This is a genomic window from Roseobacter denitrificans OCh 114 (assembly GCF_000014045.1).
GTDB lineage: Bacteria > Pseudomonadota > Alphaproteobacteria > Rhodobacterales > Rhodobacteraceae > Roseobacter > Roseobacter denitrificans.
Genome location: NC_008209.1, coordinates 1,980,890 through 1,994,730 on the forward strand (window position 1 = coordinate 1,980,890; position 13,841 = coordinate 1,994,730).

At 59.9% G+C, this 13,841-nt stretch carries 12 protein-coding genes; 7 read left to right on the forward strand and 5 right to left on the reverse strand.

Features of this window, described 5'->3' with window-relative positions; translation table 11 throughout:
• Nucleotides 1–77: 77 nt before the first annotated feature.
• Nucleotides 78–3,071 (forward strand): isoleucine--tRNA ligase, encoded by a 2,994-nt coding sequence (gene ileS, locus RD1_RS09605; protein ID WP_011568293.1) that lies wholly within the window; start codon nucleotides 78–80, stop codon nucleotides 3,069–3,071.
• A 71-nt stretch (nucleotides 3,072–3,142) separates the two neighbouring features.
• Nucleotides 3,143–3,598 (forward strand): methylated-DNA--[protein]-cysteine S-methyltransferase, encoded by a 456-nt coding sequence (locus RD1_RS09610; RefSeq protein ID WP_011568294.1) that lies wholly within the window; start codon nucleotides 3,143–3,145, stop codon nucleotides 3,596–3,598.
• A gap of 161 nt (nucleotides 3,599–3,759) precedes the next feature.
• Here RD1_RS09610 and RD1_RS09615 read toward each other — a convergent pair whose 3' ends face one another.
• The 4 genes from RD1_RS09615 to fsa all read right to left on the reverse strand — a co-directional run bounded on the left by RD1_RS09615 (nucleotide 3,760) and on the right by fsa (nucleotide 6,954).
• Nucleotides 3,760–4,458 carry a CDP-alcohol phosphatidyltransferase family protein gene (locus RD1_RS09615; protein ID WP_011568296.1) on the reverse strand — a complete coding sequence of 233 codons (699 nt, stop codon included), beginning with the start codon at nucleotides 4,456–4,458 and terminating at the stop codon, nucleotides 3,760–3,762.
• 73 nt (nucleotides 4,459–4,531) lie between these two features.
• A complete protein-coding gene (locus tag RD1_RS09620) occupies nucleotides 4,532–5,452 on the reverse strand; it encodes a tyrosine recombinase XerC (RefSeq protein WP_011568297.1) in 921 nt (306 codons plus the stop codon).
• Nucleotides 5,449–6,156 carry a DUF484 family protein gene (locus tag RD1_RS09625; RefSeq protein ID WP_011568298.1) on the reverse strand — a complete coding sequence of 236 codons (708 nt, stop codon included), beginning with the start codon at nucleotides 6,154–6,156 and terminating at the stop codon, nucleotides 5,449–5,451. Before RD1_RS09625 ends, RD1_RS09620 begins: the two co-directional genes overlap by 4 nt.
• 144 nt (nucleotides 6,157–6,300) lie before the next feature.
• Nucleotides 6,301–6,954, reverse strand: a complete 654-nt coding sequence (fsa, locus tag RD1_RS09630) for a fructose-6-phosphate aldolase (protein WP_011568299.1) — start codon at nucleotides 6,952–6,954, stop codon at nucleotides 6,301–6,303.
• Nucleotides 6,955–7,036: 82 nt separating this feature from the next.
• Here fsa and RD1_RS09635 point away from each other — a divergent pair, with 82 nt between their 5' ends.
• From RD1_RS09635 to RD1_RS09655, 5 genes are all read left to right on the forward strand, one after another.
• Nucleotides 7,037–9,274: a primosomal protein N' gene (locus RD1_RS09635; RefSeq protein WP_050759069.1), complete on the forward strand. Its 2,238-nt coding sequence runs from the start codon at nucleotides 7,037–7,039 to the stop codon at nucleotides 9,272–9,274.
• Nucleotides 9,275–9,365: 91 nt separating this feature from the next.
• Nucleotides 9,366–10,598 carry an MFS transporter gene (locus RD1_RS09640; RefSeq protein WP_011568301.1) on the forward strand — a complete coding sequence of 411 codons (1,233 nt, stop codon included), beginning with the start codon at nucleotides 9,366–9,368 and terminating at the stop codon, nucleotides 10,596–10,598.
• 29 nt (nucleotides 10,599–10,627) lie between these two features.
• Complete coding sequence (locus RD1_RS09645; protein ID WP_011568302.1) at nucleotides 10,628–11,986, forward strand: MATE family efflux transporter; 1,359 nt, start codon at nucleotides 10,628–10,630, stop codon at nucleotides 11,984–11,986.
• On the forward strand, nucleotides 11,986–12,858 hold the full coding sequence (locus RD1_RS09650; RefSeq protein ID WP_011568303.1) for a 50S ribosomal protein L11 methyltransferase: 873 nt from the start codon (nucleotides 11,986–11,988) through the stop codon (nucleotides 12,856–12,858). The genes RD1_RS09645 and RD1_RS09650 overlap by 1 nt, the downstream gene beginning before the upstream one ends.
• 96 nt (nucleotides 12,859–12,954) lie before the next feature.
• On the forward strand, nucleotides 12,955–13,299 hold the full coding sequence (locus RD1_RS09655) for a hypothetical protein (RefSeq protein ID WP_011568304.1): 345 nt from the start codon (nucleotides 12,955–12,957) through the stop codon (nucleotides 13,297–13,299).
• Nucleotides 13,300–13,418: 119 nt separating this feature from the next.
• Here the strand turns inward: RD1_RS09655 and RD1_RS09660 are convergent, their stop codons facing one another.
• Nucleotides 13,419–13,637, reverse strand: coding sequence for a DUF1127 domain-containing protein (locus tag RD1_RS09660; RefSeq protein ID WP_011568305.1), 219 nt, complete (start codon nucleotides 13,635–13,637; stop codon nucleotides 13,419–13,421).
• Nucleotides 13,638–13,841: the final 204 nt, after the last annotated feature.

Sequence of the window (13,841 nt, forward strand, 5' to 3'; positions counted from 1 at the left end):
ACGCCGGGCCAAGGTGTTTGAGCTTTTCGCACCGACAGCTTACTCCATTTCAAAGACCATCCGAGAGGACGCCCGCAATGTGCGCCGACACGACTGACACGACAGCCGCCCCTGATTACAAATCCACGCTGAACCTGCCCAAGACGGATTTTCCGATGCGCGCAGGTCTGCCCAAGCGCGAACCCGACTGGTTGGCCCGCTGGGAACGGATCGGGATTTACGACCGGCTGCGTGAAAAGGCGCTTGCCTCGACGGGCGAAGATGGCAAACCCACGCGCACGCCCTTTACGCTGCACGACGGGCCGCCCTATGCCAATGGGCATCTGCATATCGGGCATGCGCTCAACAAGACCATCAAGGATATGATCGTGCGCAGCCACCAGATGATGGGGCATGACGCGCGCTATATCCCCGGCTGGGATTGTCACGGGCTGCCGATCGAGTGGAAAATCGAGGAACAATACCGCCAAAAGGGCCGTAACAAGGACGATGTGCCGATCAACGATTTCCGCGCCGAGTGCCGCAAATTTGCCGCAGGCTGGGTCGATATCCAGCGCGAGGAATTCAAGCGGCTGGGTGTCACGGGCAATTGGGAAAAACCTTATCTGACGATGGATTTCCACGCCGAACGGGTGATTGCCGAGGAATTCATGAAGTTCCTGATGAACGGCACGCTCTATCAGGGCAGCAAACCCGTGATGTGGTCGCCGATCGAGCAGACGGCGCTGGCCGAGGCGGAGGTGGAGTATCACGACAAGGAGAGCTTTACCATCTGGGTGAAGTTCCGGGTGGATATGATCTCCGCGCCGCAAGCTGGATCTCTAGGCGATGAGCCTATCGGAGAAATGCCGGAGGATTTGATGGGAGCGCATGTCGTCATTTGGACAACTACGCCATGGACGATCCCGTCAAACAAGGCCGTGGTCTATGGCGAGAACATCTCCTATGGGCTTTATGAGATCACCGGCCGGCCCCAAGAAAACTGGGTGAAGATCGGCGATCGCTACATCCTCGCCGACAAACAGGCTGAAGAGGTACTGACGAGAGCGCGCCTCGACGAGGGAATGTGGAGGCGCCTACGTGACGTCACCAACGATGAATTGGCCGGTATCAAACTGGCGCACCCACTGAAGGAAAAAGAGGGCGCCGACGGCGAATGGGACGGCCTGCGTGATTTCCGCGCTGCGGATTTCGTGACTGACACGGAAGGCACCGGTTTTGTCCACTGCGCGCCCAGCCACGGGATGGAGGAATATGAGCTCTACCGTGATCTGGGCATGTTGCAGGATGTGATCACCTATAACGTCACCGATGAGGGCATGTTCCGCGAAAGCCTGCCGTTTTTCGGTGGCAAATACATCCTCAACCGCAAGGGCAAGGAGGGCGATGCCAATACTGCGGTCATCAACAAGCTGGCAGAGGTCGGCGGTCTGCTTGCACGGGGCAAGATCAAGCACAGCTATCCGCATTCCTGGCGCTCGAAGGCTCCGATCATCTATCGCAATACCCCCCAGTGGTTCGCGGCGATCGACAAGCCCATGCAGATCGGGGATGACGAATTTACCATCCGCGCCCGCGCCCTGCGCGAGATCGACAGGGTGAACTGGACCCCGCAATCGGGGCGCAACCGGCTCCATTCGATGATGGAGGCACGGCCTGATTGGGTGTTGTCGCGCCAGCGCGCCTGGGGTGTCCCGCTGACCTGTTTCACCAGGAAGGGTGCCTTGCCAACCGATCCTGATTTCCTGCTGCGCAATGAGGATGTCAATCAGCGCATCGTCGATGCCTTTGAGGCCGAAGGCGCGGATGTGTGGTATGAGGAGGGTGCCAAGGAACGGTTCCTCGGCGGGATCGTTGACCCGGACGACTACGATCAGGTGATGGATATCCTTGATGTGTGGTTCGACAGCGGATCGACCCATGCCTTTACCCTGCGCGACCGGGCGGATGGGTCCGAGGATGGCATCGCGGATGTCTATATGGAAGGCACCGATCAGCACCGCGGCTGGTTCCATTCGTCGCTGTTGCAATCGGTGGGCACCACGGGGCGCTCACCCTACCGTAACGTGGTCACCCATGGGTTCACGCTGGATGAAAAGGGTATGAAGATGTCCAAATCGCTCGGCAATACCATCGTGCCTGAAAAGATCGTTCAGCAATACGGTGCGGATATCCTGCGGCTTTGGGTGGCACAGACCGATTACACTCTAGATCAGCGCATCGGGCCGGAAATCCTCAAGGGTGTGGCCGACAGCTATCGGCGGTTGCGCAACACCATGCGCTATATGCTGGGCTCGCTTACGGATTTTACGCAAAGCGACCGCATGGACCCTGCCGACATGCCGGAATTGGAACGCTGGGTGCTGCACCGGCTGGCCGAGTTGGACAAGACCGTGCGCGATGGCTACGCGGCCTATGACTTTCAGGGCGTGTTTCAGGCGGTCTTTACCTTTGCTACGGTGGATTTGTCGGCCTTTTATTTCGATATCCGCAAGGATGCGCTTTATTGTGATGGCGACACTGTGCAGCGGCGTGCGGCGCGGACGGTTCTGGACATCCTGTTTCACCGTCTGACCACATGGCTTGCACCGGTGTTGGTCTTCACCATGGAAGAAGTCTGGCTGCAGCGTTTTGACGGGCCTGACAGTTCGGTGCATCTGCAGGACTTCCCCGAGACACCCGCCGCCTGGCTGGACCCTGATCTTGCCGCGAAATGGGCCGGGGTGCGCAGCGCGCGCCGTGTTGTCACGGCTGCGCTGGAAGTCGAGCGTACCAACAAGGTCATCGGCGCGTCGCTGGAAGCGGCGCCGACGGTCCATGTCAGCGACGCCGCGCTGCGCGCCACGCTGGACGCCGTCCCCTTTGAAGACATCTGCATCACATCGCAGATCACCCTGACGGGGGATGCGGCACCGGACGGGGCCTTCCGCCTGCCGGAGACCGATGGGATCGCCGTTGTGTTCCGCAAAGCCGAGGGCGGAAAATGTGCGCGTTGCTGGAAGATCTTGCCGGATGTGGGCAGCCACAGCCATGCAGGTGTTTGCGGGCGTTGTGACAGTGCGATGAGCTGACCCGAAAAGGCGCGGCCCGAAAGCGCAGCTTTCGGGTTGTTCCGAGGGCCGTGATGCGCGACGGTCGGGCGATGTTGACATGCACGGTGGATACGCAATTCGGACGCCTGACCCTGAGGGAAGAGGCGGGCGCACTTGTCTCCGTCAGCTGGGGCAGTGCAGCCCGAGAGGATGCATCAGAGCTTTTGCAGCGCGCCTCCTTGCAGGTTTCGGAATATGATCAAGGCGCGCGCCAGCAGTTCGATCTGCCTGTTCGCATCCGGGGCAGCGCCTTTCAACGGGCGGTCTGCGACGCAATCTGCGCCATTCCGTTTGGCGATACCTGCACCTACGGGGATATCGCCAGAGCGCTCGGCGTGCCTGCACAAGCGGTCGGACAGGCTTGCGGGGCAAATCCGATCCCGATCATCATACCCTGTCACCGTGTCATGGGGGCCAAAGGGCTTACCGGGTTTTCGGGGGTAGGTGGGGTGGAAACCAAAGTGGCGCTTTTGCGTCACGAAGGGGCGGCGGGTTTGTTGATCTAGAGCGTCTGACGAACAACCTGAAACATCGAGTATCACGTTACGCGTTGAAATCTTTGATTTCAGGCAGCGTTGCGAGTATCAGGTTTTTTGCATGATGCTTCAGGATCAACTTGAAACGCTTGTGCTGAAATTCATGGTGTCTGATGCGCCGTCATTGCGGATCAGTGGTGCGCTTTTTCCGGGATGATCTGTTGGGCGACCCCTGCGAAAAGAAGGTAGACGGATGTCGTGACCAATCCCCAATGTGCCCAGCTTTCGGGGTGGAAATCCACCCAGGCGGCCCAGCCCGCAAACCCCGTCCACGCTATGGCCATGGGCAGCGTCACCCACCGCCAGCGCCGTGTGCGCACCGGGTGCACAAACTTCAGCGGCAGGAACATGCCAACGGCAAGTACAGAGACAAGCGCAAGGCTGACCCAGAAATTGGGCTCGAGCGCAAAGATCACCAGCACTAGCATGTTCCAGCATCCCGGAAACCCTGAAAAAGAATTGTCCTTTGTTTTCATGCGCGTATCGGCGAAATACATGGCCGAGGCAAAGGTAATCACGATGATCGCGACCCAGCCTGTCCAGCCATCCATTAGCCCAGATTTGAACAGCGCAAAGGCGGGGATGAAGACATAGGTGAGGTAGTCGATTATCAGGTCGAGCAATACGCCATCAAACTCCGGCGCGTTGACCTTGACGTGGTATTTCCGGGCAAGCGGGCCATCTATGCCATCGACGAAAAAGGCGACGACGAGCCACAGGAACATCAGGTCCCATTTTTCGTCCACGGCGGCCAGCATCGCCAGCATTGCAAATACCGCGCCTGTTGCGGTCAGAAGGTGAACCGCAAGCGCGGCCATTCGATTGGTCATGCGGGCTTTTTGACCGATACGGCCTTGGGATGCAAAAGAAATGTCGCCTTCGCGGGGATCCATTGCAAAGAGATCACGCTTTGGGGTGGGTGCGGTCATAAACCTCCATCAGACGCACGGTATCAACGGCCGTATAGGCTTGCGTTGTGGACAGGGAGGCATGGCCCAACAGTTCCTGAATGGCGCGCAGATCACCGCCCGCGTTCAGAAGGTGGGTTGCAAAGGAGTGGCGCATCGCATGCGGTGTCGCGGTGGCGGGCAAACCCAGTTGCATGCGCGCGGCGGCCATGACCTTTTGGATCGCACCGGGGCGCAAGGGCCCGCCGCGCACCGCCCGAAACAGCGGGGCATCAGCGGTCTGCGGGTGAGGGCACATCCTGACATATGCGTCCACCGCGTCGCGCGCGGCGGGTAATACGGGCACGATGCGTTCCTTGCCACCCTTGCCCGATATCCGCAGTGTGGCGGGCAGTGGCGCGTCGGCTGCGGTGAGCGAGAGCGCTTCGGAAATACGCAACCCGCAGCCCCACAACAGGGTCACGACCGCCACATCGCGCGCGCAGACCCAAGGGTGTTGCGATTGGATTTCGATGGCGTCGATCAGGTTTCGCGCCGCATCCGGGGCCAGCGGGCGGGGCAGTTTCTTTTGAAACTTGGGTGCGCGCGTGGATAAAACCGCCGTGGGTTCAAAGCCCTCGCGCAGGGCCAGCCACTTGTAAAACGCCTTCACCGCCGAGAGTTTTCGCGCCAGCGAGCGCGCCGCGACGCCAGTTTCGCGCGTCTGCGCCATCCACGCCCGCATGTCGGTTACGGATACATCCGCCAGCGCGCCCAAACCTTGCGGCGCGCCCTTATGCGCGGTGATGAAGGACAGAAAGTCGATCACATCGCCCTGATAGGCGATCAGTGTGTTCTCCGCGGCACCCTTGATCGCGCGTTGATGCGCCAGCCAGCTTTGCAGCGCATCAGCGGCGGCAGGGCTGATAAAGCTCACGTCACCCAGCGGCGCAGGGTCCGTTCCAGCACGCCGGTGAAAAACACAAGTAAATCCGTGCCTTGCTGGGGTCCAAACATCTCGGCGTCCTGTGAGCCCAGAACCACAAGGCCGGGCAGGCGCTGCGTGCCCAGATCAAGTTTGAGACAGGCCTCGGAGCGGATTTGCGCGGCGTCCTGTCCAAAAAGATCAGCATCGCCGTGATCCACGCGGCGCAGCGTCACCTGCCGTGAAATGCCCCCGCGCCCTTGGGTCACATAGCCATCAATATAGCCCGAAGGTGCGCGCAGCATACCGTTTTCAGCCGCCGCCGGGGGCGGGCCACTGTCGTTCTGATCGCTCTCCAGAACCAGCCGGATCGCATCGACTCGCAGGGTTTCGCCCACATCGCCTTGCAGATGCGCAAGCAGGTCTGGCAGGCTGTCGGCTTCGAGAATCCGCAGGATCGCGCGGTGTATCTGGTTGGTTCCCGCAACGTTTTCATAAGCCGCCGCGATCACGGAACGATGGGTGTCTTCCAACCGGTCAAGGCGGCTTTCCAAACGGTCCATCGCGATGCCGCGCAGATCGACAATATTGTCGCCCATGATCTTTTCATTGGCGGCCACAAGGGCGCGCATGACGTCCTTGTCGTCCAGAATGACATCGGGAGTGGCGATGATCTTTGCGCGCAATGCGTCTTCGATTTTCGGTGTGCTGGTCATATGCTGCTCATTTTTTTGGTTTTTCCGAACACTACCACGGGTCATGTTCAAAATCTGCCAAAATGTGCGACCGACCCGCATGTGTTGCCCGCACGCGCCACCCCGCGTCAGGGCGGCGCGCCGGTAAGGCGGTGTGTCAGGGTCTCAGAGGATCTTCTGGCCGGTTTTTTCCCAGTCCGACATGAATTGCTGCAAGCCCTTGTCGGTCAGCGGATGCGAGGCCAGTTTCTGGATCACTTCTGGGGGCGCTGTCATCACATCTGCCCCGATCAGCGCCACTTGCTGAACGTGGTTCACCGTGCGGATGGAGGCCGCGAGGATTTCAGTGCCAAACCCGTAGTTGTCATAGATCGTGCGGATGTCCTCTATCAATTCGCAGCCATCCAGGCTCATGTCATCGAGCCGCCCGATAAAGGGGCTGATGAAGGAGGCACCGGCCTTGGCCGCCAAAAGCGCCTGATTAGCCGAGAAGCAGAGGGTCACATTGACCATTTTACCCTCATCCGACAGGGTCTTGCACGCCTTGAGGCCATCCCACGTCAGGGGCAGTTTGACGGTGATGTTCTCCGCGATCTCGGCAAGCTTGCGCCCTTCGGCGATCATTGCCTCTGCTTCAAGCGCGACCACTTCGGCGCTCACCGGGCCAGAGACGATGCCGCAGATTTCCTTTGTCACCTCGATGATGTCACGTCCGGATTTCAGGATCAGCGAGGGGTTCGTGGTGACGCCATCGACCATGCCCAGATCGTTAAGCTCTGCAATGGCCTGCGTGTCGGCGGTATCGACGAAAAACTTCATGTGCGTGGTATCCTTTTTGGCGCGGTGTTCAGGTGTCGCGGCGTTGATCGCTCTTGCGCTTGGCTTTACCGCATGATCTGCGATGCTGAAACCCTCAATTGCCGTTTCAGCCGGAGCCTGCCCTTTGAGCCTGCCGCAATTTTACGATTGTGATGCGTTGATCGCTGTCCTGACGACCCAGCCTCTGGGCCGCACGCTGGATTATCGCGCGCCCGAAGGGGGGTGCCATCTGGGTGCTTTTGTCGAGGTGCCGCTTGGCCCGCGCAAGGTGCTGGGGGTGGTCTGGGGGCCGGGGCAGGGGGATTATGAACGCTCCAAAATCCGTCAGGCCTACCGGGTGCTGGATGCCGCTCCCATGCGCGAAGAGATGTGTCTGTTTCTCAAACGCGCGGCGGAGTATACCCTGACGCCGCTGCCTGCGATGTTGCGTCTTGCCACCCGCGCGCCGGGTCTGGGTGATCCGCCGTCGATGCGCAAGATTTACCGGCGCGGAACAGGAGAACCTGACAAGATGACGGCGGCCAGGCGCAAGGTTCTGGCGGCCCTGGCGGAATACGGTGATCTGGCCTTCACGCTCAAGGAACTCGCCGAGATGGCCGATGTGGGTACGTCCGTGGTCAAAGGTCTGGTCGCACAGGGCGCTGTTGTCGAAGAAGACAGCCCGCGCGATCTGCCCTTTCCCCGTCTTGACCCCTCGCGCCCCGGCAAGGCACTGACAGCGGATCAGGCGGCGGGGGCGGCGCAATTGACGCAAGCGGTCCGTTCAGAACGATATGGCACGACCTTGCTGCGTGGTGTCACGGGTTCGGGCAAGACCGAGGTTTATCTTGAGGCGGTTGCGGCGGCCCTTACGGCGGGCCGGCAGGCGCTGGTGCTCTTGCCCGAGATCGCCCTGACCGCTGAATTTCTGACCCGGGTGCAGGAGCGCTTTGGTGCGCGCCCGGCTGAATGGCATTCAGGCGCGACCATGACCGAACGCAGGCGTATCTTTCGCATGGTTGGTCAGGGTGAGGCGCAGCTTGTCATCGGCGCGCGGTCGGCGCTGTTTCTGCCCTATCAGAACCTTGGCCTGATCGTGGTCGATGAGGAACATGATACTTCCTACAAGCAGGAAGAGGGGGTTTTGTACAACGCGCGCGATATGGCAGTGCTGCGCGCTTCGATCTGCGGGGCGCAGGTCGTGCTTGCCTCTGCCACGCCCTCGCTGGAAAGCTGGGCCAATGCGCAGGCGGGCAAATACGCCAAGCTGGAACTGACCTCGCGGTTCGGGGCCGCTGTGATGCCGCAGATGCGGGCCATTGATATGCGCGTTGAAAGCCTTCCGTCCAATCGTTGGGTCTCTGATGTGCTGCACAAAGAGGTGGAGGCACGCATGGCGCGGGGGGAGCAGTCGATGCTGTTCATCAACCGGCGCGGCTATGCCCCGATCACGCTGTGTCGCGCCTGTGGCCATCAAATCGGCTGCGATCATTGCGACGCGCGCATGGTGGAGCACCGCTTTCTCAAGCGCCTTGTCTGTCACCAGTGCGGCGAAAGCAAACCGATGCCGACGGTCTGCCCGTCCTGCAATGCCGAAGACAGACTGGCCGCGGTCGGGCCCGGTGTCGAGCGGCTCGCAGAAGAGGCGACAGAATTGTTCCCCGACGCCCGGATCGCCGCGCTCAGTTCGGATATGTATGGTTCCGCCCGCGCGCTCAAGGCGGAGATCGAAGATATCGCGGCGGGCGGTGCGGACATCATCATCGGCACGCAGCTCGTGGCCAAGGGGCACAATTTTCCTAACCTGACGCTGGTTGGTGTGATTGATGCGGATCTGGGCCTGCAAGGATCTGATCTGCGCGCTGCCGAACGGACGTTTCAATTGATGCGGCAGGTGGCGGGCCGTGCAGGGCGTGCCGAGAAAGCAGGCGTGGCCCTGTTGCAAAGCTATCAACCCGAACATCCCGTCATCCGCGCCATTCTGGCCGGGGACGAAGATGAATTCTGGGCTGCCGAGGCGCGCGAGCGCAAGGCCGCAGGTGTGCCACCTTACGGGCGCATGGCGGGTATCATCCTCAGCGGGTCGGACGTGGCAATGGTGTTTGACGCAGGCAACCAACTGGCGCGGCAGGATGCGCCGTTGCGGGCCATCGGTGCGCAGGTTTTCGGACCAGCGCCTGCGCCGATTGCGCGGGTCCGCGGGCGCCATAGGGTCCGGATGCTTGTAAAGGCCGAGAAATCCGCCCCTTTGCAGGAAGCGCTCGCGCGTTGGGTGGCCCAATTGCGGATCAAAGGTGATTTACGTGTCGCCGTTGATATCGACCCACAGAGTTTCTACTGACCTTCACCGTCATCATGCGGGGCATCAGGGACATTGACGCGCCGCGAAATAGCACCTCGTCAAAGGCCAGCAAAAGGACTAAGCAACCGGTATGGCCCGCTATGTTCCCCTTGCAGATGCACATCGCCTCCCGTTGTGGCGGCGGCCCATCGCCTTGTTGTTCCTGATGGCGCTTGCGATGCCGATTGCGTTCAATACATGGTCTGCATTGCTGAACAACTTCGTGATTGAAGCCGCCAATTTTGACGGTTCCGACATCGGTCTTTTGCACACGGTGCGCGAAATACCGGGGTTTCTGGCGGTCGGTGTCATCGCCATCATCATTTTCATGCGCGAACAGGTGCTGGGGCTGGTGTCGCTGATCCTGCTCGGCGTTGCCACTGCGGTCACGGCGTGGTTCCCGTCCATGGGCGGCATTCTGGCCATCACCATGCTGAGTTCGATCGGCTTTCACTATTACGAGACGGTCAATCAATCCCTGCAACTGCAATGGCTGAGCAAACAGGAAGCGCCGCGTGTCCTCGGCTGGCTGCTCGCGGCCGGATCAGGGGCCACGTTGATTGCCTATCTGGCGATCATGGCGCTCTGGGACACTTTGGGGCTGTCCTACAATACGGTCTACATGGTGGGCGGTGGCATCACCGTCGTCCTGGCAGTTTTTGCGATGCTTGCCTATCCGCAGTTCGAAGCCCCCAATCCGCAGATCAAGAAAATGGTGCTGCGCAAACGCTACTGGCTCTATTACGCGCTGCAGTTCATGTCCGGCGCACGGCGTCAGATTTTTGTGGTTTTTGCGGGTTTCATGATGGTCGAGAAATTCGGCTATGATGTGCATGAGATCACGCTGCTCTATCTTATCAACCTTGTGGTCAACATGATGGTGGCCCCTTTGCTGGGCCGTGCGGTGGGCTATTTTGGCGAACGGCGCACGCTCGGGTTTGAATACATCGGTCTGGTGCTGGTGTTCCTGTGTTATGGTGGCGTTTACTATTTCAGCTGGGGCGTGGCAGTGGCGGCGACGCTTTATGTGCTGGATCACATTTTCTTTGGGCTCGCGCTGGCGCTGAAAACCTATTTTCAGAAAATCGCCGATCCCGGTGACATCGCGCCGACCGCTGCCGTGGCCTTTACCATCAACCATATTGCGGCGGTCTTTCTGCCCGTGTCTTTTGGTCTGCTGTGGCTATGGTCCCCGGCGGCGGTGTTCTTTCTGGCGGCGTCCATGGCGGCGGTGTCCTTTGTGCTGGCGATGATGATCCCGCGCCATCCCGAAAAAGGGTTTGAAACCATTTTCGCGCGTGGCATCCCCACACCGGCAGAATGAGCACCGGTCGGTTCCTCACGGGATCGACCATGGGGCATGTTGTGCGCATGACGGCCACAGGGGCCTTCGGGATCACCTTCGTTTTTCTCGTGGATGCGGCCAATCTGGTCTGGATCGCACAATTGGGGGACCCGAGGCTTGTTGCGGCCATCGGTTTTGCTTTTGCGATCCAGTTCTTTTCGGTCTCCTCCGGCGTGGGGTTGATGATCGCCTCCACCGCCATGGTGTCACGCAGCATCGGAGAGGGGAACCGCGAGAAAGCCCGGATGCAGGCAGGCGCGGCCATTGTCACGGCGGCCCTTATTCAGGCCGTTGTGGCCACGCTGGTCATCCTGCTGCGCCATGATTTGCTGGCGCTGGCAGGGGCCACTGGTGAAACGGCCGCCATGGCGGCGCGCTATCTGCTGATCACCATGCCCTCGCTCGTGGTGATGGCCATTGGTCTGATTGCCTCCGGCGTGCTGCGGGCTGATGGGTTCGGGGCCAAGGCGATGTACACCACGCTTTTGTCGGGAACCTTGCTGATGGTGATCGACCCGGTGCTGATCCTCGGCTTTGGCTGGGGGCTGGATGGTACTGCAATCGGTCTGTGGCTCTTCCGCGCCGCCTTGATGGGCCTCGGGCTTTATTTCGCGGTCTGGCAGAACAAGCTGATCGCGCGCCCCGATTTGGCGGCGGTGCGCTGCGTGCTGCCCCTATACCTTGCCATTGCCGTGCCCGCCATCGCCACCCAGATGGCCACGCCGGTCGGAAACTACCTGCTGACAATGGTCATGGCCCCTTTTGGCGATGATGCGGTCGCGGCATGGGCGGTGGTGGGGCGGCTCACGGTGGTGGTCTTTGGCGGTATCTTTGCCTTGTCGGGTGCGATTGGCGGCATTTTTGGGCAGAACTTTGGGGCGGGGAACTATGCGCGCCTGCGCTCCACCTACCGGGACGCCTTGGTGTTCTGTCTTATCTACACATTGACCATGTGGTGCGCCCTGTTCTGGGCAACGCCTTACGTCAGCGCGGTGTTCGGCTTGACCGGGCAGGGGGCTGAGGTGTTGCATGCCTTCACGCTGATCGGTGTTGGCGGATTTGTCTTTGCGGGACCGCTCTTTGTTGCCAACGCCGCCTTCAACAGCCTTGGCAGACCCAGCCGGTCGACGCTGCTGAACTGGTCCAAGGAAGCGGTGCTTGGATGGCCCGCCGCTGCCGCGCTTGCGCTCTCTTTCGGGGCGTCCGGTGTGATTTACGGGCAGGCCTTCGCCAGCATGCTGGTTGGAACGCTTGCCGGGGTTTGGGGATGGCGTTTCGTGGGCGGTTTGCACGGTGCGCGCAAACGGATGCTTGACGGCGCAGCGCTGCGGCCCTACCCGAACCCTGATCGATACCGGAGACGCTGATGCCTACTTTTACTGCCCTGACGACGCTGCGCGGAAAGGATGCTGCCGAAAAACTCGGCCTCGCGATGGAGGGCTTGCAGCCTGAACCCACCGGCATTGGCGTCTTTGAGGTTGAGGATGGGTCGGGCCTTTGGGAAGTGGGTGGCTATTTCACCGAATCTCCGGATGAGACGGCCTTGCTGTTGCTGTCCACAGCGCTTGATGCAAACCCTTTTGTGATTTCAGAACTGCCCGAAACCGATTGGGTCGCCCATGTCCGCCGCGAATTGGTGCCGGTCGAGGCGGGGCAGTTTTTTGTCTATGGCAGCCATGACGCGGACAAGGTCCCCGCAGGCGCAGAGCCTTTGCTGATCGAGGCCGCGATGGCTTTTGGCACCGGGCATCACGGTACAACACTGGGCTGTTTGCGTGCGCTCGATCGTTTGGACAACAGCGGGTTTTCCGGCAAGAACGTCGCCGACATTGGTTGCGGCACGGCTGTGCTGGCCATGGCCGCCGCGAGGATCTGGGAAAACCCGGTGCTGGCCAGCGACATTGACGAGGTTGCGGTGGATGTGGCCAAGAGCAACATCGCGGCTAATGGGCTGACGGGGCGCGTTTTCTGTGTCGAGGCCGCCGGTTTCGATCACCCGGAATTGCGCGCAGCCGCCCCCTTTGATCTTGTTTTTGCGAATATCCTCAAGGGACCGCTGATCGCGCTTGCGCCGGATATGGCCGCCAATATCGCGCCCGGCGGGCAGGCAATCCTGTCTGGCATCCTGAACGAACAGGCGGATGGCGTTCTCGACGTTTATACACAGGCCGGGTTCAATCTGGCCCATCGCGAAGAGATTGTTGACTGGACAACGCTTACGTTAAGCAGGAACAGGTGAAATTGGACGTATTTGACCAGTTTTCGTTGAATTTTTCATAAATTCAGAACACCTTGTGCGCTGATCGGGTGGGGGCTTGATCAGCGGGAGAGTGGGATGTCCGACGCATTCACTCAGTTTGAAAAACGGCGCGACAGGCTTGAGCGCAGGCATCGCGCACCGGCCAAAGGCTATGTGGCGCAGGTCGATCCCGATGGATTGATCACCATTTCCGCCAGGCCGACGCGTTCCGGTCTGAACTTCCGTTTTATCGGCGCGGCCGCATTTGGTTTCCTGGCGTTCAAAGCCTTGGCAATCGCTTTGATCGGCCCGGTGACCTATCAGGGTCGGATTGATGCTCTGGCGGCCGGGCATGGTTTTGAAAAGCTATGCGCATGGATCATGCAAGCCGACCCGATATCGCTACAGATCGCAACATTTCTGCTGATGACCGTTGGATAAAACGCAGCACTTATTCATGCGCAATCACATAAAAAAGCCGCGCTTTCCCGTATCGGAAAACGCGGCTTGGTGTTTTTGCCTATCGTGTCCTACCCGCGCAGGGTCGAACGCGCGCCTTGTTAGCGGATCATCGTGTTTTCTGCGACCGCGTCGATGTCTCCGCGTGTCAGGCCGATGTCTTCGAGTTCACGGTCGGTCAGACCGGACAGCGCATTGCGTGTGACGCGCGCGTCATTCCATGCAACAACAGTTGCAATGACCGCGCTGATGGCGGCAAAGAAACGGCTCGATGCTGTGGCGGAGCCGTATGTGGTGCGGGTGGTGTCAAAAGTAGCCATTGTAGCCGTCCTTTATGTTACTGAGTTGACCGGTCATGCCGGTGTGTTGTGAGGGGCAGATAGGGTGTGCCTGATATTTCAGCAAGGTGAGAAACTGCATGGTCGGTATGCAGTTTTCGCATAGGTCGAAACGGTGATTAACCTAAAGTAAATAAACAATAAATAATCATCCGGACGTGTCGGAATTCTGCCTTTTGATGGCGT

Bases quoted from the DNA above. Each gene is read 5' to 3' on its own strand.
- ileS (WP_011568293.1), top strand. From the start codon at position 78: ATGTGCGCCGACACGACTGACACGACAGCCGCCCCTGATTACAAATCC.
- RD1_RS09610 (WP_011568294.1), top strand. From the start codon at position 3,143: ATGTTGACATGCACGGTGGATACGCAATTCGGACGCCTGACCCTGAGG.
- RD1_RS09615 (WP_011568296.1), bottom strand. From the start codon at position 4,458: ATGACCAATCGAATGGCCGCGCTTGCGGTTCACCTTCTGACCGCAACA.
- RD1_RS09625 (WP_011568298.1), bottom strand. From the start codon at position 6,156: ATGACCAGCACACCGAAAATCGAAGACGCATTGCGCGCAAAGATCATC.
- fsa (WP_011568299.1), bottom strand. From the start codon at position 6,954: ATGAAGTTTTTCGTCGATACCGCCGACACGCAGGCCATTGCAGAGCTT.
- RD1_RS09635 (WP_050759069.1), top strand. From the start codon at position 7,037: ATGCTGAAACCCTCAATTGCCGTTTCAGCCGGAGCCTGCCCTTTGAGC.
- RD1_RS09640 (WP_011568301.1), top strand. From the start codon at position 9,366: ATGGCCCGCTATGTTCCCCTTGCAGATGCACATCGCCTCCCGTTGTGG.
- RD1_RS09645 (WP_011568302.1), top strand. From the start codon at position 10,628: ATGGGGCATGTTGTGCGCATGACGGCCACAGGGGCCTTCGGGATCACC.
- RD1_RS09650 (WP_011568303.1), top strand. From the start codon at position 11,986: ATGCCTACTTTTACTGCCCTGACGACGCTGCGCGGAAAGGATGCTGCC.
- RD1_RS09655 (WP_011568304.1), top strand. From the start codon at position 12,955: ATGTCCGACGCATTCACTCAGTTTGAAAAACGGCGCGACAGGCTTGAG.
- RD1_RS09660 (WP_011568305.1), bottom strand. From the start codon at position 13,637: ATGGCTACTTTTGACACCACCCGCACCACATACGGCTCCGCCACAGCA.